The organism is Stenotrophomonas sp. TWI700 (genome assembly GCF_039673645.1).
In the GTDB taxonomy this organism is placed as follows: domain Bacteria; phylum Pseudomonadota; class Gammaproteobacteria; order Xanthomonadales; family Xanthomonadaceae; genus Stenotrophomonas; species Stenotrophomonas maltophilia_AA.
Map to the genome: position 1 here is coordinate 108,966 of NZ_JBDJMB010000003.1, position 18,914 is coordinate 127,879.

At 69.0% G+C, this 18,914-nt stretch carries 18 protein-coding genes; 9 read left to right on the top strand and 9 right to left on the bottom strand.

Annotation, left to right across the window (positions count from 1 at the left end; all coding sequences use genetic code 11):
• Positions 1–80: 80 nt before the first annotated feature.
• Positions 81–1,295, bottom strand: a complete 1,215-nt coding sequence (locus tag ABE473_RS03985) for an MFS transporter (protein WP_346488584.1) — start codon at positions 1,293–1,295, stop codon at positions 81–83.
• Between the two features lie 126 nt (positions 1,296–1,421).
• Between ABE473_RS03985 and ABE473_RS03990 the strand changes: the two genes are divergently transcribed.
• Positions 1,422–2,324, top strand: coding sequence for a LysR family transcriptional regulator (locus ABE473_RS03990; protein WP_346488585.1), 903 nt, complete (start codon positions 1,422–1,424; stop codon positions 2,322–2,324).
• A 75-nt stretch (positions 2,325–2,399) separates the two neighbouring features.
• On the opposite strand, the gene ABE473_RS03995 is transcribed toward ABE473_RS03990, so the two are convergent.
• A complete protein-coding gene (locus tag ABE473_RS03995; RefSeq protein ID WP_346488586.1) occupies positions 2,400–4,532 on the bottom strand; it encodes a methyl-accepting chemotaxis protein in 2,133 nt (710 codons plus the stop codon).
• A 181-nt stretch (positions 4,533–4,713) separates the two neighbouring features.
• Between ABE473_RS03995 and ABE473_RS04000 the strand changes: the two genes are divergently transcribed.
• Together ABE473_RS04000 and ABE473_RS04005 are read left to right on the top strand one after the other, a co-directional pair.
• On the top strand, positions 4,714–5,166 hold the full coding sequence (locus ABE473_RS04000) for an Rrf2 family transcriptional regulator (RefSeq protein WP_346488587.1): 453 nt from the start codon (positions 4,714–4,716) through the stop codon (positions 5,164–5,166).
• Positions 5,156–6,064, top strand: a complete 909-nt coding sequence (locus ABE473_RS04005; RefSeq protein WP_346488588.1) for an NAD(P)/FAD-dependent oxidoreductase — start codon at positions 5,156–5,158, stop codon at positions 6,062–6,064. Before ABE473_RS04000 ends, ABE473_RS04005 begins: the two co-directional genes overlap by 11 nt.
• Positions 6,065–6,141: 77 nt before the next feature.
• Here ABE473_RS04005 and ABE473_RS04010 read toward each other — a convergent pair whose 3' ends face one another.
• The gene (locus ABE473_RS04010; RefSeq protein WP_346488589.1) at positions 6,142–7,101 is read right to left on the bottom strand and encodes an aldo/keto reductase; all 960 of its coding nucleotides are present in this window, start codon (positions 7,099–7,101) and stop codon (positions 6,142–6,144) included.
• Positions 7,102–7,326: 225 nt separating this feature from the next.
• Here ABE473_RS04010 and ABE473_RS04015 point away from each other — a divergent pair, with 225 nt between their 5' ends.
• The 3 genes from ABE473_RS04015 to ABE473_RS04025 all read left to right on the top strand — a co-directional run bounded on the left by ABE473_RS04015 (position 7,327) and on the right by ABE473_RS04025 (position 9,079).
• On the top strand, positions 7,327–8,136 hold the full coding sequence (locus tag ABE473_RS04015; protein WP_346488675.1) for a methyltransferase: 810 nt from the start codon (positions 7,327–7,329) through the stop codon (positions 8,134–8,136).
• A gap of 70 nt (positions 8,137–8,206) precedes the next feature.
• Positions 8,207–8,467, top strand: coding sequence for a hypothetical protein (locus tag ABE473_RS04020; protein ID WP_346488590.1), 261 nt, complete (start codon positions 8,207–8,209; stop codon positions 8,465–8,467).
• Positions 8,468–8,536: 69 nt separating this feature from the next.
• A complete protein-coding gene (locus ABE473_RS04025; protein WP_346488676.1) occupies positions 8,537–9,079 on the top strand; it encodes a pseudouridine synthase in 543 nt (180 codons plus the stop codon).
• Positions 9,080–9,135: 56 nt separating this feature from the next.
• On the opposite strand, the gene ABE473_RS04030 is transcribed toward ABE473_RS04025, so the two are convergent.
• The gene (locus ABE473_RS04030; RefSeq protein WP_121040832.1) at positions 9,136–9,525 is read right to left on the bottom strand and encodes a hypothetical protein; all 390 of its coding nucleotides are present in this window, start codon (positions 9,523–9,525) and stop codon (positions 9,136–9,138) included.
• 182 nt (positions 9,526–9,707) lie between these two features.
• Complete coding sequence (hrpB, locus tag ABE473_RS04035) at positions 9,708–12,212, bottom strand: ATP-dependent helicase HrpB (RefSeq protein ID WP_346488591.1); 2,505 nt, start codon at positions 12,210–12,212, stop codon at positions 9,708–9,710.
• 103 nt (positions 12,213–12,315) lie between these two features.
• On the opposite strand from hrpB, the gene ABE473_RS04040 reads away from it, so the two are divergent.
• The gene (locus tag ABE473_RS04040) at positions 12,316–13,113 is read left to right on the top strand and encodes a TatD family hydrolase (RefSeq protein WP_346488592.1); all 798 of its coding nucleotides are present in this window, start codon (positions 12,316–12,318) and stop codon (positions 13,111–13,113) included.
• A 60-nt stretch (positions 13,114–13,173) separates the two neighbouring features.
• Here ABE473_RS04040 and ABE473_RS04045 read toward each other — a convergent pair whose 3' ends face one another.
• Genes ABE473_RS04045 through ABE473_RS04060 form a run of 4 tightly spaced genes read right to left on the bottom strand, consistent with a single transcriptional unit; the run spans position 13,174 to position 16,758 of the window.
• Positions 13,174–14,061 carry an epimerase gene (locus ABE473_RS04045; RefSeq protein WP_346488593.1) on the bottom strand — a complete coding sequence of 296 codons (888 nt, stop codon included), beginning with the start codon at positions 14,059–14,061 and terminating at the stop codon, positions 13,174–13,176.
• Positions 14,062–14,063: 2 nt separating this feature from the next.
• The gene (panE, locus tag ABE473_RS04050) at positions 14,064–15,002 is read right to left on the bottom strand and encodes a 2-dehydropantoate 2-reductase (RefSeq protein WP_346488594.1); all 939 of its coding nucleotides are present in this window, start codon (positions 15,000–15,002) and stop codon (positions 14,064–14,066) included.
• On the bottom strand, positions 15,002–15,802 hold the full coding sequence (locus ABE473_RS04055; protein ID WP_019185458.1) for an ABC transporter permease: 801 nt from the start codon (positions 15,800–15,802) through the stop codon (positions 15,002–15,004). The genes panE and ABE473_RS04055 overlap by 1 nt, the downstream gene beginning before the upstream one ends.
• Positions 15,799–16,758, bottom strand: a complete 960-nt coding sequence (locus ABE473_RS04060) for an ABC transporter ATP-binding protein (RefSeq protein WP_346488595.1) — start codon at positions 16,756–16,758, stop codon at positions 15,799–15,801. Before ABE473_RS04060 ends, ABE473_RS04055 begins: the two co-directional genes overlap by 4 nt.
• Before the next feature lie 104 nt (positions 16,759–16,862).
• Between ABE473_RS04060 and ABE473_RS04065 the strand changes: the two genes are divergently transcribed.
• Both ABE473_RS04065 and ABE473_RS04070 read left to right on the top strand, forming a co-directional pair.
• Positions 16,863–17,612, top strand: coding sequence for an FAD-binding oxidoreductase (locus ABE473_RS04065; protein WP_176987857.1), 750 nt, complete (start codon positions 16,863–16,865; stop codon positions 17,610–17,612).
• A gap of 99 nt (positions 17,613–17,711) precedes the next feature.
• Positions 17,712–18,902, top strand: coding sequence for a GGDEF domain-containing protein (locus ABE473_RS04070; RefSeq protein WP_346488596.1), 1,191 nt, complete (start codon positions 17,712–17,714; stop codon positions 18,900–18,902).
• Positions 18,903–18,914 lie beyond the last annotated feature (12 nt).

Sequence of the window (18,914 nt, forward strand, 5' to 3'; positions counted from 1 at the left end):
TTGTTGGTGGGCTGCGGTTGCGTGAAACGAATCGTTGGGCGACTGCTGTCGCGTAAGGCGAACCGTCGGTCCGGGAGCGATCAATGCGCGGCGACGGTGATGCCTTCGGCGCGGTCGGCCACACCGTCGCGGCGGTCCAGTCGGCCACTCCATGCGGTCAGGCCGAAGGCGCCCATCACCACCAGCGCGCCGAGCCACGGGGTGTGCATCAGGCCGAAATGATCGACCACCAGGCCGCCCAGCGAGGCACCGAGCGCGATGCCGACGTTGAACGCGGCGATGTTCAGGCCCGAGGCCACATCGGCGGCCTGCGGGGCGAACCGCTGTGCCTGCTTGACCACGTACACCTGCAGCCCCGGGACGTTGCCGAAGGCCACCGCACCCAGCGCCAGCACGGTCAGCAGCACCAGCCAGGTGTTGTAGGCGGTGAAGGTGAGCACGAACAGCACGGCCGCCAGCAACGCGAAGATCAGCTTCAGTGCCGGGATCGGGCCGCGACGGTCGGCCAGCCGGCCGCCCCACAGATTGCCGATCGCCACCGACACGCCATACACCAGCAGCACGCCGCTGACCGCATTGGCGGAGAAGCCGGTGACGTCCTGCAGGATCGAGGCCAGATAGGTGAACGACAGGAAGGTGCCGCCGTAGCCGAGCGCGGTGATCGCATACACCAGCAGCAGGCGTGGCTGTGCGAGCACGGCGAGCTGCTGGCCGAACGTGGCGGGCGCGCTGCGCTGCAGATTGCGCGGCACGAACAGCAGGCTGCCGATCAGCGCGATCACGCCGAGCGCGGCCACGGCCAGGAAGGTGGCGCGCCAGCCCAGGTGCTGGCCGATGAAGGTGCCCAGCGGCACGCCGGTAACCAGCGCCACGGTGAGGCCGGTGAACATGATCGCGATCGCGCTGGCGGCCTTTTCCTTGGGCACCACCGAGGTGGCGATGATCGAGCCGATCGAGAAGAACACACCGTGCGCCAGGCCGGTCAGCACGCGCGCCACGATCAGCGAGCCGTAGCCCGGGGCCATCCAGGCGATCACATTGCCGAGGGTGAACAGCAGCATGAGCGCGACCAGCAGGGTCTTGCGCGGCACCCGGCCGGTCAGCGCGGTGAGCACCGGCGCACCGACCGCCACGCCCAGTGCATACAGCGACACCAGCAGGCCGGCTGAGGGCAGGGTGACGCCGAGGTCGGCGGCGATGGTTGGAATCAGGCCGACGATGACGAATTCAGTGGTGCCGATGGCGTACGCACCCAGCGTCAACGCCAACAAGGCCAAGGGGATACCACGGGACATGGACGGATACCGGTGGGGAGTGAGGCTGCGCAGTCTGCGCGCCGTACTCTTGCGGAAAAAGCGGCCTTCACGCCAATCACTGTTGCGCCATGGTCAATAATGGAGCACCTCCACTGTGCCGCCGCCATGAAAACGACCCTGGATGAGATGCAGGCCTTCATCGCCGTGATCGACAGCGGCTCGATCACCGCCGCCGCCGAGCAACTGGGTCAGACCACCTCCGGGGTCAGCCGGGCGCTGGGCCGGCTGGAGGAAAAGCTCGGCACCACGCTGTTGACCCGGACCACGCGGCGCCTGCAGCTGACCGAAGAAGGCGACGCCTTCCTCGCCCAGGCCCGCGCGATCGTCGCCTCCGTGGAAGCGGCCGAGGAGCAGATCGCCGCGCGGCGCCAACGCCCGGCCGGGCGCCTGCGCGTCGATGCGGCGATGCCCTTCGTGCTGCACGTGATCGCCCCGCTGGTGGCCAGCTACCGGGCGCGCTATCCCGACGTGGCCCTGGAGCTCAACAGCAGCGAGCGCTACATCGACCTGCTGGAGCGGCGCACCGATGTCGCCATCCGGATCGGGCCGCTGGCCGATTCCACCCTGCATGCGCGGCCGCTCGCCCACAGCCGCCTGCGCGTGATGGCCAGCCCGGCCTACCTGCAGCAGCACGGCACCCCGCGCGATGTGGCGGCACTGGGTGAGCACACGCTGCTCGGCTTCAACGAGCCCGATTCGCTCAACCACTGGCCATTGCCCGGCGCGACCGACGCGCTGCTGCACGTGCGCCCGGCGGTGGCGGTGTCCAGCGGCGAAACGCTGCGCCGGCTCGCGCTGGAAGGCGTCGGCATCGTCTGCCTGTCCGACTTCATGACCCACCGCGACCGCGAGGCCGGCGACCTGGTGCAGCTGCTGCCGGATATCACCGTGGAAGTGCGCCAGCCGATCCACGCCGTGTACTACCGCAACACGGCGGTCTCGGCGCGGATCAGCTCGTTCCTCGATCACCTGGCCGAGGCCATGGTGGGCACCCCCTACGTCCGGTAGTGCCGGCCGCTGGCCGGCACCTTCGCAATGCCTGCTGCATAAGGTTGCCGGCCAGCGGCCGGCACTACGGCTGCATCATGCGGCGCGAGGCAATCGGGCCACCGCACCGCGTCCCGCATCCAGCACGAACACATCCACCGCCGCATTCAAGGCGACGGCCTGCTCTTCCATGCTGCGCGCCGCCGCCGAGGCTTCCTCGACCAGCGCGGCGTTCTGCTGCGTGGTTTCGTCCATCTGCACGACGGTCTGGTTGACCTGCTCGATGCCGGCCGACTGCTCCTGCGACGCGGCGGCGATGTCGGCCATGATGTCGGTGACGCGCTGCACGCTGCCGACGATCTCGCCCATGGTCTGCCCGGCCTGCTGGACCAATGCCGCGCCACTGTCGACATCGGCCACGGACTGATCGATCAGGGCCTTGATCTCCTTGGCGGCACCGGCCGAGCGCTGCGCGAGGGTACGCACTTCGCTGGCGACCACCGCGAAACCACGGCCCTGCTCACCGGCGCGCGCCGCTTCCACGGCGGCGTTGAGCGCGAGGATGTTGGTCTGGAACGCGATGCCGTCGATGACGCTGATGATCTCGGCGATCTGGCGCGATGAGGACTGGATGGCGCTCATGGTGGTGACCACCTGGCCGACCACCTCACCACCCTGCGAAGCGACGGACGCGGCGCTGATCGAGAGCTGGTTGGCCTGTCGCGCGTGCTCGGCGTTCTGGCGCACGGTGGAGGTCAGCTCTTCCATCGAGGCGGCGGTCTCTTCCAGATTGGCCGCCTGCTGCTCGGTACGGCGCGACAGGTCACTGTTGCCCGCGGCGATCTCGCCGGCCGCAGTCTGGATCGACTGCGCGGCCTGCTTGATGTCGCCGACGATCGTGGTCAGCTGGCCGGTGGTGCGCGCCATGTCATCGCGCATGCGCGCGAACACGCCGTGGAAATCACCGTGCATGCGCGCGCTGAGATCACCGCCGGCGATCGCCTGCAGCACGCGCGAGACCTCGCCCAGATCCTGCTCGGTGGTCTGCATCAGGCGGTTGAGGCCGCCGACCATCTCGCCGAAGTCGTGCTGGTAGCGCGCTTCATCGCCCCGCTGGCTGAAATCGCCCACGGCGGCCGCTGCGGCCAGCCGCTTGATCTCGGCATTGATCGCACCGAGGTTTGCCTTGGCCGTATCCAGCGCCTGGGTGATCACCGCCTTCTCGCCGGGCAGGCGTTCCATGTCCACCGACAGGTCACCGACCGCGTAATGGCCCATGATCTCGATCGCCCGCAGCTTCACCTGGATGTGGTTGGCGACCAGGGTGTTGGTGTCGCGCACCATCTGGCCGTAGCCGCCGGGAAACACGGACGCATCCATGCGGTAGCTGATCTCGCCCGCATCGTGGCGCTGCGCCATCGTCGCCTGTGCCGCCAGCACGGCCTTGAGGGTCTGGGTGACCTCGGCCATGGCGGTGCCAAGGCGGCCGATCTCATCGCGGCTGCGCACCACCACCGCATGCTCCAGATCGCCGCGTGCGACGGCGCGGGCGGCGGCTTCCACCGCGATCAGCGGGGCGATCACCGAACGTCGCAGCCACAGCGCCAGCACCGTCATCAGCACCACGGCGGCCAGCGCCGTGGTGACCGCCGATGCCACCAGCGCGGCGCGCGCGCGCTCGGAGGTGGCATGGGTTTCGAACGTGGCACGTTCGCTGGCGCGCGCGGCCAGCGCATCCAGCGTGGTGCCCACGGCGCGGTCGGCCCCGAGCACCAGCGCGTCGCCGGCCTGGGTGTCATAGCCACTGGCCGCGAACGCCTCCAGCGCGCCGCGGTAGCGGGCCTCCAGCGCACGGTGCTCGGCCAGGAACTGGTTGGCCAGCGTGCGCGTCTGTTCATCGCGGCTGGTGGCGAGCGTGCCGGCCAACGCTTCGATGCGGCGTCCTTCCGCATCGAATGCCGCCAGGTGGCGTTGGCGCTGTGCAGCGTCCGCACCGCGGATCAGCACGTTCTTCCACTCCTGCACCTGCAGGCGGAACTCGCGCTGCAGCAGCTCGGCCTGTGCCTGCCGGGCGACCTCGACCGGCACCTCGGCAGAGAGGTTGCGCCAGGCAGAACCCAGCCCCGCCAAGGCGGCCAGCACGATGATGACCAGGCCGAGCGACAGCGCGCCCAGCAGTTTGAATTGAAGACTCAGGGCGCGTGGACGCGCCGATGCGGAGGACGTCATGAGAGATCAAAAGTAAGGAAGGGCGATGCGGTATCGGTCTGTAAGGAACAGGCTGAAGTGCGACGCCAATCACGGTTACCGTTCCATTAAATGTTGTGACGATGGCGTGCAGATGAATTTTGATCACACATGGAACGAAACAGGACTGGACAGGCAACTCATATGTAACTATCGTTGTTACATGAAATCCAGCAACCAGTTCTCCGACGCGCTCCACGTCATGGCCCATCTGGTCGGCCAGGACGGCCCGCGCACCTCCGAGCAGCTCGCTACCTGCCTGCCGACCCATCCGGTGGTGATCCGGCGCCTGTTGTCGGCCCTGCACAAGGGCGGCCTGGTGGTCACGGTGCGTGGCCACGGTGGCGGCAGCCAACTGGCACGGTCGCCGGCGGAGATCACCCTGCACGACGTCTATCTCGCCATCGGTGCGCCCGCGCTTCTGCACACCGGTGCGCGCGAGACCGGCCGCGGCTGCCCGGTGCAGCGCGTGGTCAACGAAGCGCTCGATGACAGTTACCGCCAGGCCCAGGCCCTGCTTGAGGCCCGCCTGCGCGACACCACCCTGGCCACGCTGGGCGACGAGTTCGCCCGCCACCTGGCCCATCACGCTGCAGGAGTTCCCCATGACGTTTGATGCGATTGTCGTCGGCGGCAGTTTCGCCGGCCTGTCCGCCGCCCTGATCCTGGCCCGCGCCCGCCGCGACGTGCTGGTGATCGACAGCGGCCTGCCGCGCAACCGCTTCGCCGCGCATTCGCACGGGGTGCTCGGCCAGGACGGCATCGCCGGCACCGAGCTGCTGCGCACCGCCAAGGCGCAGCTGCTCGACTATCCCACCGTGCGCTGGATCAGCGACACCGCCACCCGCGCGCAACCGACGGTCGATGGCTTCGTGGTGGCTACCGGAAACGGCGACACCTGGGCCACGCGCAAGCTGCTGCTGGCGACCGGCATCCGCGACGAACTGCCTGACCTGCCCGGCCTGGCCGAACGCTGGGGCCACAGCGTGGTGCACTGCCCGTACTGCCATGGCTATGAAATCGGCGGCGGGGCGATCGGTCTGCTGGGGGGACACGAGAAGTCGGCCACGATGGCCGCGCTGCTCGCCGACTGGGGCGAGGTCACCCTGTTCGCCCACGGTATGACCCTGGCACCCGAGGAACTCGCGGCCCTGCAGCACCGCGGTGTCAGCATCGAACACGCAGCCGTGGTCGGGCTGGAAGGCGAGGCGCCGGCGCTGAGTGCCGCCGTGCTGGCGGATGGGCGCCGGGTCGAACTGCGCGCGCTGTTCGTCACCGCGCGGCAGCACATGGCGGCACCGCTGGTCGAACAGCTCGGCTGCGCGCTGGAAGAGAGTCCGATCGGCGTGCTGGTCCAGGTGGACCCCGGCAAGCAGACCAGCGTGCCCGGCATCTACGCGGCGGGCGATGCCACCCTGGTCGGCAACATCAGCCTGGCCGGTGCCGAAGGCGTACGCGCCGGCGTGAGCCTGCACCACGCGCTGGTCGCCGAGGACAGCCGCGCCAGTCGCTGAGGCGAGGGCGCCCGGCCCGGCCGGAAACAGAAACAGCCGCCCTGCGGCGGCTGTCCGTAACACAGAGAACGTCGGGTTCAGGCCTGTTCGGCGCTCGCCGCATCCAGCTGCTGTACCTCCTGCGCCGACAGCGCGACGTTCGCGGCGGCCAGCACATCCTTCAACTGCTCGACACTGGTCGCACTCACGATCGGTGCGGTGATGCCCGGGCGTGCGATCAACCAGGCGATCGCGATCTGCGAGGGGCTCACGCCATGCGTGCTGGCCACGTCGTCCAGCGCCGTCAGGATGCGCAGCCCACGCGGATTGACGTACGTGTCCACCACTTTCTGGCCGCGCGCGCTGCTCTTGGCCGCATCGGCGGCGCTGCGGTACTTGCCACTGAGGAAGCCGCTGGCCAGCGAGTAATAGCTGATCACGCCCAGCTGCGCCTCGCGCACCACCGCTTCCAGCCCGGCCTCGTAACCGGCGCGGTCGTACAGGTTGTACTCCGGCTGCAGCGTTTCATAGCGCGGCAGTTTGTAGTCCGCGGAGACCTTCAAGGCGTCGCGCAGGCGCTCGGCGGTGTAATTGGAGGCGCCGATCGCACGCACCTTGCCCTGTTCGATCAGGCGGCCGAAGGCGGCCAGCGTGGTTTCCAGCGGGGTGGATTCGTCATCTTCGTGCGCCTGGTACAGATCGATCACATCGGTCTGCAGGCGGCGCAGCGAATCTTCCACCGCCGCGGTGATGTTGTCGGCGGACAGGCCCGGGCGCTCGGCCCACTTGGCCACCTTGGTCGCCAGCACCACCTTGTCCCGCTTGCCACTGTGCTTGAACCAGCGGCCCAGGATGGTCTCCGATTCACCGCCCTGGTTGCCGGGCACCCACGCCGAATACACATCAGCGGTATCGACCAGGTTGAAGCCGGCATCGACGAAGGCATCGAGCAGGGCGAAGGAGGTCTTCTCGTCCGCACTCCAGCCGAAGACATTGCCGCCGAAGGCGATGGGGGCGACATGGAGGCCGGAACGACCGAGTTCGCGCGTAGCAGTCATGGGTGATGTTCTCCCTGGGAATCGTTTTCACAGGATACGGCCGGCGTGGTGACAGCGTTGCGGCAGCAGGCACAAAACAGTGTTCCGGATTGCTGCGCCGCACTAACGCTTTGTGAACACCTGTGCACGCTTGGCTGCTAGTCTCGCCGCATCCCGCTACCGGAAGCCCCGCCGATGAAAGCCCGTTCGTTGACCTGTGCCTGCCTGTTCACTGTCTCCACCCTGATGCTTGCCGCGCCCGCGATGGCCATCAAGCCCGCCGGCCCGAACGCGCAGGTCGCGATCACCCCGGCCGTGCAGAAAGCCGTGCAGGACAGCCGCCGCGATCCGGCCAACGTCAAGCGCGATGCGTACCGCCATCCGGCACAGACCCTGTCGTTCTTCGGCGTCGCGCCGGGCCAGACCGTCATCGAGATCACCCCGGGCAACGGCTGGTACTCGGAGATCCTGGCGCCGCTGCTGCACGACAAGGGCCAGTACGTGGCCGCCGTGGTCGATCCGATGGCCGTGGCGGAAGGGCGTGGCCGCGATTACCAGCAGCGCAGCCGCGAGGGCCTGGACAAGAAGTTCGCCGGCAACGCCGCGGTGTTCGGCAAGAGCAGGGTAGTCGCCTATGACCCGAAGGCCCCAGTGTTCGGCCCGGCCAACTCGGCCGACGTGGTGCTGACCTTCCGCAACGTGCACAACTGGCGCAGCAGCGGCCAGGCCGAGGGCATGTTCAAGGGCTTCTACTCGGTGCTCAAGCCGGGCGGCGTGCTCGGCGTGGTTGAACACCGTGCCAAGGCCGACGTGCCGGCCGACGACAAGACCGGTTACGTGGGCCAGCAGCAGGTGATCGCGATGGCCAAGGCGGCCGGTTTCGAACTGGCCGGCAGCAGCGAGATCAATACCAATCCGCGCGACACCAAGGATTACCCGAACGGTGTGTGGACGCTGCCGCCGACCAACCAGCATGACGCGGCCGACGAGGCCAAGTACCAGGCGATCGGCGAAAGCGACCGCATGACGCTGCGCTTCGTGAAGCCGGGCAAGTAAGAAACCCGCGCGTGAGACACGGCGCGCGGGTGTGGCCCGCGCGTTCCAGGGACGGTAAAGGAGTGCACCATTGAAGAAGCTACTGTTGATCGGTCTTGCGGCGATCACGCTGATCAAGATCGTCGATTTCGTGTTTTACGGGCAGAACGGCTACGACCTGATGGGGGCGGCCGGCTTCGGGCTGCTGTTCACGGGCGCTGCGCTGGATGGGCGCAGCGCGTTCAACGCGCCCGCCACGGGGCGCTGGGCACGTGAAGCCCGCATCGCCAATGTCTGTGGCGTGGTGCTGGTGCTCATCTACTTCCTGCTCAAGATGAACGTCATCGGCTGACGATCGGGCGGATCGCGGCGGCGCCACGGGGATGGGACAATGGGCCATCCCACCGCCGCTGTTGCCTCGATGCTGATCGCCTTCAACAAACCGTTCAACGTGCTGTGCCAGTTCACCGACCGCAGCCAGCCGCCGCGCGCGACCCTGACCGGCTTCGGGTTGCCGCCGGCGGTGTATGCGGCCGGTCGGCTGGACTACGACAGTGAAGGCCTGCTGCTGCTCACCGATGATGGCGGCCTGGCGCACCAGTTGACCGATCCGCGCCACAAGGCCGACAAGACCTATTGGGTGCAGGTGGAAGGCACGGTGACCGATGAACAGGTGCAGGCGCTGCGCCGTGGCGTGCTGCTCAACGATGGGCCTACCTTGCCGGCGGGTGTCGAACGGTTGGAACCGCCGCCCGCGCTGTGGCCGCGCACGCCGCCGGTGCGCTTCCGCAAGACGGTGCCCGATGCCTGGATGGCCATCACCCTGCGCGAGGGCCGCAATCGCCAGGTACGCCGCATGACCGCCGCGGTCGGACTGCCGACGCTGCGACTGGTACGCGTCTCGATGCGCGAGCATGCGATCGGCGACCTGCAGCCCGGGCAGTGGCGGGAGATCGGACACTAAAAAACCGCCGGTGGAGACCGGCGGTTTCGATGCACATGCAGTGTTGCGTCAGCAGATCAGGCGTCGCTGCCGATATCGCTGGTTTCATCCACCACGGTCTCGTTGCGGCGGTTGCGGGCGCTGATGCGCTGCGCCTGGCCGTTCACCACGCCGCCGTTGGCAAGCTTCTTCTTCTGCTGCTTGCGGTACAGCGCGTAGCCCAGCAGGCCCACGCCGACGGCCGCGGCTGCGATGGTCACGGCCGGATTGCGGCGCACCACCTTGGCGGCCACTTTGCTGCCGGTCTTGACCGCGCCGAGTGCGGCGCCGGTCTTGATCCAGTCGGTGGCCTGCGGGCCGAAGTGGCGCAGGTTGCTGCCGGCATGCTTGAGGCCGTCACCAGCGGTGCTGGCGATGTCCAGGGCGCGCTCGAGGGCGCGGTCGGTAATCACAGTCAATCTGCTCATGGGGGGTCCTTGCCTGAGGTTCTGTTCCAGTGTGTCGCCTGGGCCGTGTACGGGGCGTCATCCGCCTGCTACGACCGCATCACGACTGTAGCCGCTCCCCACCGGTGGAGGCGGGCTTGGACGCGGCACGGTCAGGCGCCAGCCATGAATGCGCGCATCCGGTGACGATGGTGGGGGCGTGCTCAGGTGCCGCGCGGTTTCGCCCGGTGGGTCGCGTTGGCCGTCCACGGGTCGTCCGGCCACGGGTGACGCGGGTAGCGCCCCTTCATTTCCTTCTTCACTTCCGCATAGGTGTTCGCCCAGAAGTTGCGCAGGTCCTGGGTGACCTGGAGCGGGCGACCGCCGGGGGAGAGCAGGTGCAGCGTGAGCGGAATGCGGCCGTCGGCGATGCGCGGGGTATCGCTCAGGCCGAACAGTTCCTGCAGTTTGACCGCCAGCACCGGCGCCTGCGGCGTGATGCCATCGGCGTCGAGCGCGTAATGGATCGGACGTTCCATGCCGGAAGGCACGGCAATGCGGACCGGAGCGTGGCGATCGATCAGCTGGCGTTGCGCCCAGGGCAGCGGCGACTTCAGCGCTTCACCGAGGGTGGATTCATCGAGGGCATCCAGGCGCGTCTTGCCGTTGAACGCAGGCGTCAGCCACGTCGGCAGCATCGCCATCAGGGCCGCATCGGAGACGTCCGGCAGATCCAGTTCCGGCATCCACGCGCGCACCGCCAGCGCACGCGCCTGCCATTGGCGCAGGCCCTCCGTCCACGGCAAGGCATCCAGGCCGAGTTCGGCGACGGCGTCGGTCAGGGCTTTCGCGGCGTGGGCGGGGTCCACGCGGCCGGCCGAGCGGCTGTCGAGCACGATGCGATCGAAGCGGGTTTCACGGCGGGCGACCAGCGCTCGTTTTTCGCCGTCCCAACGCACCACATCCTCCTGCGTGAAGCGCTCCGGGAAGTCACGGCGCAGGCGGTTCTCGTCCACCGGCGCGGCGCGCAGCAGCAACGCGTCGCGTGCTTCGTGGCGCAGTTCCACCGCCACCAGCCACGGCTCCCCGCGCAGGTCGCTGGGATCGAACAGGCGCGCGCTGCGGCCGTTGGCCAGCAGGTAGCGCAGTGGATCGGTGGGATGGCGGGCGGCGATCCGGTCGGGGAAGGCATGTGCGAGCAGGTCGCCGAGTTGATGCGCTTCGACCGAGGACGGCGGCGCGGCATCACACCGCAGGCGTCGCCGCCACTGTTTGCTCGCGGCATCGATCGTGGCCAGGCCACCGCGGTTCGCGTCGTGCGGTACGCGCCCCTGGCGGAACGCGGCCAGTGCACGCCACCGCGCGGCGAGTGCGTCACCGCCCTGGCGCAGGGGATCGCGCGCTTCCACCAGCGCGGCCAGATCGCAGGCGAGCGCCTGTTCGACACCAGTGCCTGCCGCCATCAGCATCGCCGCCAGCCGCGGATGCGTGCCGAGGGTCAGCATACGCCGGCCCAGCGGGGTCAGCGTGTCGCTGTCGCTGAGCGCGCCCAGGCGCTGAAGCAGCTCCCGCGCGGCGGCCAGGGCACCGGCGGGCGGTGTATCGACGAAGCGGAGGTCGTCACTGCCCCACGCCGCCAGTTCCAGCGCCAGCGAGGCCAGTTCCACCTGCGCGATCTCGGGCCGTCGCTGTGCCTCCAGCCGCTGCGACTGCGGCCACAAGCGCCAGGCCCAGCCCTCTGCCACGCGTCCAGCGCGCCCGGAACGCTGATCGGCCGAGGCCTGCGCGATGCTCACCACGTCCAGGCGCGCAAAGCCGCTGTTGGGGTCGTAGCGCGGCTCGCGCGCCAGTCCCGCATCGATCACCACGCGCACGCCGGGCAGGGTCACCGAGGATTCGGCGACGTTGGTGGCCAGCACCACGCGGCGGCGACCACCGGGATCGGGCTGCAGCACCTGCGACTGCTGGTCCACCGGCAGTTCGCCGTGCAGCGGCAGCACCTGGACGGCCGGGTCGAGCACGGCCTGCAGCGCCGTCTGCACGCGCGCGATCTCGCGCTGGCCGGGCAGGAACACCAGCACGTCGCCGGGATGCTCGGCCAGGGCCTGCTCCACCGCACGCCGCGCCTGCGGCTCCAGTGCCTCGTCGCGGCGCGCGGGGAAATGCGCGACCGTCACCGGGAAGCTGCGACCTTCGCTGCTCAGGCGCGGCGCATCGAGGAACTGCGCCAGTCGCTCGCCATCGAGCGTGGCCGACATCACCACGATGCGCAGGTCCTCGCGCAGCTGCGACTGCACATCCAGCGCCAGCGCCAGACCGAGATCGGCGGCCAGGTGGCGCTCATGGAATTCATCGAACAGCAGCGCGCCCACGCCGTCGAGCAGCGGGTCGTCCTGCAGCATCCGGGTCAGGATGCCCTCCGTCACCACTTCGATGCGGGTCCGCGCGGAGATCCTGTTCTCGAAGCGGATGCGGTAACCCACGGTCTCACCGACGCCCTCACCGAGCTGCCGCGCCATGAACTGCGCGGCGCTGCGCGCGGCGACGCGACGCGGCTCCAGCATGATGATTTTCCGGCTTTCCAGCCACGGCGCATCCAGCAGGGCCAGCGGCACCTGGGTGGTCTTGCCGGCGCCGGGCGGCGCTTCCAGCACCAGTCGGGTGCCGCTCCCGAGGGTGGTCAGGATCTGCGGCAGCAGCACGGCAATCGGGAACATCGGGGTGGTCATGCGGCAAGGATACGGGGCGCAGGCGAGGGCGGCGAGACGTGCGCGCCGGGGCATCGCCGGGCAGCACGGTAGAATGCGCAGGTTCACCGTCCTGTAGCCCCCCATGCAACTGATCGATATCGGCGCCAACCTCACCCACGACTCCTTCGATCGCGACCGCGACGCCGTGCTGGCGCGTGCGCGCGAGGCCGGGGTGGTGCAGATGGTGATCACCGGCGCCAGCCGCGAGCATTCGCCGATGGCGCTGGATCTGGCCCGGCAGCATCCCGGCTTCCTGTACGCGACGGCTGGCGTGCACCCGCACCATGCGGTGGAATACACCGACGAATGCGATGCGGAGATGCGCGCGCTGCATGCGCATGCCGAGGTGGTCGCCGTGGGCGAGTGCGGGCTGGACTACTTCCGTGATTTCGCGCCGCGTCCGGCGCAGCACCGTGCCTTCGAACGCCAGCTGCAGCTGGCCGCGGAGAACGGCAAGCCACTGTTCCTGCACCAGCGCGACGCGCATGCCGATTTCATGGCGCAGATGAAGAACTTCGACGGCAAGCTCGGCCCGGCCGTGGTGCACTGTTTCACCGGCGAGCGCCAGGAGCTGTTCGACTACCTGGACCAGGACTGGTACATCGGCATCACCGGCTGGTTGTGCGATGAGCGCCGCGGCGCGCACCTGCGCGAGCTGGTCAAGCACATCCCGGCCAACCGGCTGATGATCGAGACGGACGCCCCGTACCTGCTGCCGCGCACGCTCAAGCCGTTGCCCAACGACCGCCGCAACGAGCCGATGTTCCTCTCGCACATCGTCGAGGAACTGGCGCGCGATCGTGGCGAGGACGTGGAAGCCACGGCAGCCAATGCGACGGCGGCCACGCGCGCGTTCTTCCGGTTCCCGCAGACCCGGTAGGTACTGACTGTTGGTCGGTACGCGTGTCGGTGCGCGGCACCCACGACCAACGGTCGTGGGCTACCGTCCGTCTCCATGGGCCCACGCATCGGCCAGCCCTTCGCGGTAGGTCGGGAACCGCGGCTGCCACTGCAATGCCCCGCGCGTGCCGCGACTGTCGATGCGCTTGTTGCTGCTGTAGAAGCGCCGCAGCGAGGCAGGCAGGGCCGGGTCATCCCAGGCCTGCGCCGCGGGCAGCGACAGGCCACTCAGTGCCGCTGCATACGCCAGCACGTCCTGCGAGGGAGCGGGTTCATCGTCGGCCGGCAGATACAGCGCGTTTTCCTGCGAGCGATGCATCGCTGCCAGCGCTGCGGTGGCGAGGTCTTCGACGTGCAGCCGGTTGAACACCTGGCCCGGCCGCACGACCTGCCGCGCCGTGCCCTTCGCCAACTGCACCAGCGCGTTGCGCCCCCGCCCGTACAGCGCGGGCAGCCGGAATACCGCCGAGGCGATGCCGCGCGCCTGGGCGAACGCCTGCCATTGGCCTTCGGCACGCAGGCGCTTCAGTGCGGTGTCGTCGGTGGCATCGGCCGCCGCGTGCAGGTTGATCCAGCCGCCATCACGATCGGCGTAGACGGCGGTCGAAGAGAAATAACCCAGCCAGCGCAGCGCGGGCGCATCCTGCAGCGCTTCGCCGAGCAGGCGTAGCGCAGGATCACCCTCGGCATCGGGCGGAATGCTGCACAGGAGCGCATCGGCGCTGCGGATCGCCTCCTCCAGCGCCGCATCGATGGGGTATCCCTCGGCCAGCCGGTGGCGGATCACACCATCGTCCGGTGCGGTGGAGGGATCGCGCACGGTGCCGCTGCAGGCAATGCCCTGCGCGTGCAGCAGGGCGGCCAGGTGCCGCCCGCTGTAGCCCAGGCCCAGCACCAGCACGCGTGCCGGTGCGGTGTCGGTCGGCACGCTCAGCCCTTGCGCTGCTGCTGGTAGGCCTGCAGGTGCGCATAGGCCACGGCCAGCAGCGGTGCGGCCTGGCCGGCCGCCCGTGCCCGTACCAGCATGTCGCCGACGATGTGCTCGGCCTCGACCTGCTGGCCGGCCTCCAGATCGCGCAGCATCGAAGCCTTCAGCGCCGAGCCGGACTGGGTGGTCGCGGCCAGCGCGATCTCGCGCGCCTTGCCCGGGATCGGCTCGCCGGCCGCCTCGGCCACCGCCACGCACTCGTCATACAGGCCACGCACGATCGCCGCGCCGTCATCGGTCGCCACGATCGTGCCGACATCGGCGCGCATCAGGCAGGTCGCCGCCGCCAGCGTGGTCAGGAAGGTGTACTTGATCCACTGCTCCTGGCCGATCGCATCGGTGGCGACGTGGTCCACACCGGCCTGCACGCAGGCCGCCGCCAGCGCCAGCACGCGCGCGCTGCTGCCGGTGCCGTCGCGCTCGCCGAAGGTCAGCTTGGCCGCCGGCGCCAGGTGCACCACCGCGCCGTCGCTGGCCTTGGTCGCGCTGATGAAGCACAGCCCGCCCAGCACTGCGTCGCGGCCAAAGCGTGCGTCGAGATCGGCGTAATGCCGCAGCCCGTTGAGGATCGGCAGCACCGTGGTGCGCGGCCCGACCGCCGGGGCGATCGCCTCGATGGAGCTGGCGAGGTCGTAGGCCTTGCAGCTCAGGATCACCAGGTCGAACGGCTCGGCCGTCGCCAGCGCGGGCAGCGCGTCGGCGGTGACGTGCTTGACCGGGAACGTCGCATCGCCCAGCGGGCTGCGGATCACCAGCCCTTCGCCCGCCAGCTGCGCTGCACGCGCCGGGCGGACGAGGAAGGTGACGTCCACGCCGGCCTGGGCCAGGCGACCACCGAAGTAGCCGCCGGTCCCGCCGGCGCCGAGGATCAGGATGCGCATCAGCTGCGCATCCCCACGCCACGCTTCAGCAGCCACAGCGCCAGCGCGGTGAGCGCCACCACGAAGCCGATCATCAGCGCATACGCCACCCACAGCGGCACGTCGCTGGTGCCCAGCAGGCCGTAGCGGAACGCGTTGACCATGTAGAAGATCGGGTTGGCGTGCGTGGCCGCTTCGGCCCAGGTCGGCAGCAGCTTCACCGAATAGAACACGCCGCCCAGGTAGGTCAGCGGGGTCAGGATGAAGGTCGGCACGATCGCCACGTCGTCGAACTTCTTGGCGTATACCGCGTTGATGAAGCCGGCCAGCGAGAAGATCGTCGCGCCCAGCAGCACCGTGGTCAGCGTCACCAGCGGATGCGGGATGCGCACCGGGGTGAAGAACATGGCGATGATCAGCACGATCACGCCGACCATCAGGCCGCGCAGCACAGCACCGGACACATAGCCCCACAGGATCACCCAGTTCGGCATCGGGCTGACCAGCAGCTCTTCGACGTGGCGGCCGAACTTGGCGCCGAAGAACGAGGAGCTGATGTTGCCGTAGCTGTTCTGGATCACGCTCATCATCACCAGGCCCGGCACGATGAACTGCATGTAGCTGTAGCCGCCCATCTCGCCCACGCGCGAACCGATCAGGCCGCCGAAGATCAGGAAGTACAGGGTCATGGTGATCGCCGGCGGCACCAGCGTCTGGCCCCAGATGCGCAGGATGCGCGCCACTTCGCGGCGCACGATGGTCATCAGGGCGATGCGGTTGCGCTGGCCGTCGGTCAGGACCGGGGTCGGGGTGCTGCTCATGCCATGTTCTCCTGGTTGCCGGTGAGGCGCACGAACAGCTCCTCCAGGCGGTTGCTCTTGGTGCGCATCGAACGCACGCGGATGCCCGCGGCGTTCAAGGCTTCAAACACCCGGTTGAGGTCCATCGCGCGCGGCATGTCCACGTCCAGCGTGTGGCTGTCGGTGGCGATCAGGATCGCGCCCTCGATCTCCGGCAGCTGGGCCGGCAGGCTGCCGTCGATGTCGAACAGGAAGCCTTCCACGTCCAGCTTGGCCAGCAGTTCGCGCATCGGGCCCTGGGTGACGATCTGGCCGTGGTTGATGATGGCCAGGTTCCGGCACAGGTGCTCGGCTTCTTCCAGGTAATGCGTGGTCAGGATGATCGTGGTGCCGGCGGCGTTGATCTCCTTGAGCACGCGCCACATGTCGCGGCGGATCTCGATGTCCACGCCGGCGGTCGGTTCGTCCAGGATCAGCAGGCGCGGCCGGGTCATCATCGCGCGGGCGATCATCAGCCGGCGCTTCATGCCGCCGGACAGGGTGCGGCTCATCACCTGCGCCTTCTCCCACAGGTGGGCGCGCTTGAGCTCTTCTTCGGCCATCTTCTCGGCCTCGGCACGGGCCACGCCATAGAAGCCGGCGTAGTTGACCAGGATGTCGAAGGGCTTTTCGAACAGGTTGAAGTTGATTTCCTGCGGGACCAGGCCGATCAGGCGCATGGTGGCGCTGCGGTTGCGCACCAGGTCGCTGCCGAAGACCTCGACCTGGCCCTCGCTGAGGTTCACCAGCGAGCTGATGATGCCGATCAGGGTCGACTTGCCGGCGCCGTTGGGGCCCAGCAGGGCGAAGAAGTCGCCCGGGGCCACGTCCAGCGAGACGCCCTTCAGCGCCTGGGTGCCGTTGTCGTAGGTTTTGCGGAGGTCGCGCACCCGCAGGGCGGGCACGGCGGTGGGCGCGGGAGTGTTCTGGGAAGCCAAGCTCTTGCCTTCGCGCCTATGGGCTGGCGCTGGATAGGGGCGGGGAGGGGCTATTATAGAAGACCCCGAGGGCTTGCCCCGGCTACACACTGTCCCGAAAAGTCGTGCCTGCCCAATTCCCCCTCAAACTGGTCGACCGGCGCATGCTGGCGCCGACCGTCGGCCATTACCAGTTCCTGCGTGATGACGGCCAGCCGCTGGATTTCCAGCCCGGCCAGTTCATCCAGGTCCATTTCGAGTACGCCGACGGCACCGCCACCAAGCGCAGTTACTCGCTGGCCACCATTCACAACCACGCCCTCGGCGCGGGCGAAGCGGTCGATATCGCGGTCAGTTTCGTCCCCGGCGGCGCCGCCACGGCCCTGTTCGAGGGCCTGGATATCGGCGGCCACGTCAGCGCCAGCGGCCCGTTCGGCCGGTTCTGCCTGCAGCCGGGCGACCACAATGCCCGCTACCTGCTGATCGCCACCGGCACCGGGGTCACCCCGTACCGCTCCATGCTGCCGCTGCTGGCCACCGCCATGGCCGGGCGCGGCGTGGAGGTGGTCCTGCTGCAGGGCGCCCGCACGCCGACCGAACTGCTCTACAGCGAGGACTTCTACGCCTTCGCGGCTGCCCATCCGGGCTTCCGCTATGTGCCGTGTCTGTCCCGCGAATTACCGGAAAACCCGCATCCGGACGTGCGCCACGGCTACGTGCAGCAGCATCTGGCCGAATTCGTCCCGGACCCGGCGACCGACATCGCCTACCTGTGCGGCAACCCGGACATGGTCGATGCCACCTTCGAGGTGCTGAAAGCGGCCGGCCTGCCCACGCCGCAGGTGCGGCGCGAGAAGTACGTCAGCAGCAAGTAACCGTGCCTGGCGGCCCTGCCATCCGGCATGGCCGCCAGCAGCGTAGGGGTGCGGGCGGCGGTAAGATGCGCCGCGCGCCGCTTCCGCCTGGCTGACACGATGCCCCTGGATTTCCCCACCATTGCCGTGCTCGGCTTCCTGCTGTGCCTGGGCATCGCCATGGGCTTCTCGCTGCTGCTGCTGGTGCTGCGGCGGCAACCGGCCCTGCGGCTGTGGACGGCCAGCCTGTGGATGCTGTCGGTCAGCCTGACCCTGGTCGCGCTGCGGCCCCATCTGCCCCAGGTGGCGGGCATCCTGGCCGGCAACGTTGCCGTAGCGCTGTCCGGCGTCCTGATGCTGTATGGCGTGGCGCGCCATCTTGGCCGTCGGCTGCCGGCGTGGCAGCCCCTGGCATTGGCGGCCACCTACCTCGGGGCGATCGCGTTCTTCCTCGTCGTCCATCCCAGCCTGGTCATCCGGCTGGATGTGTTCAGCGTGTTCGCGGTGTTGCTCAACGGCTGGATGGCGGGGTTGCTGCTGCGGCATGCACCGCCGGCGCAGCGCATCAGCTGCCGGCTGGCGGCTGCGGTATTTGCCGCGCAGGCCGTGCTGTACCTGGTCCGTCTGTTCCTGCCGGTGGCGCCCGATGCGGGCGACGACATCCTGCGCGCCGGGGCGCCGGTGTTCGCGACCTATCTGGTCGGGCTGATCCTGGAACTGGCCCGGTGCTTCGCGCTGGTGCTGCTGCTGGTGGAGCGCATGCTGGTCGACCTGCAGCGGCTGGCGCGCACCGACGTGCTGACCGGCCTGCTCAACCGGGGCGCGGTGCTCGCCGACGGTGCCACGCTGCTGCAGCTCAGCCGCCGCCCGCCGAGGCCGCTGGCGCTGCTGCTGCTGGACGTGGATCACTTCAAGCAGATCAATGACCGCTGGGGGCATCTGGCCGGCGATGCGGTGCTGCGCCACGTCGCCGACGTCCTGGCCGCGTGCGTGGCCGATCGCGAGCACCTGCTGGGCCGCTATGGCGGTGAAGAGTTCGTCCTGCTGCTGCCCGGGGCAGACCCGCACCAGGCACGCCAGTGCGCCGATCGCCTGCGCCAGGCACTGCGGGAGTCGCCCGCCCGGATCGACGGTCTTCTGGTACGGGTGACGGCCAGCATCGGCCTGGCCATCGACCAGGGAACGGGCGACCTGGCGCGCCTGCTCGGCGAGGCCGATGCGGCGCTTTACCGGGCCAAGGCCGAGGGCCGTGACCGCACCATCAGCGCGCTGGCCCCCGCGGCCTTCCCCGGCACCGGGGCAGCCGTGTAAGTTGAGTCACAT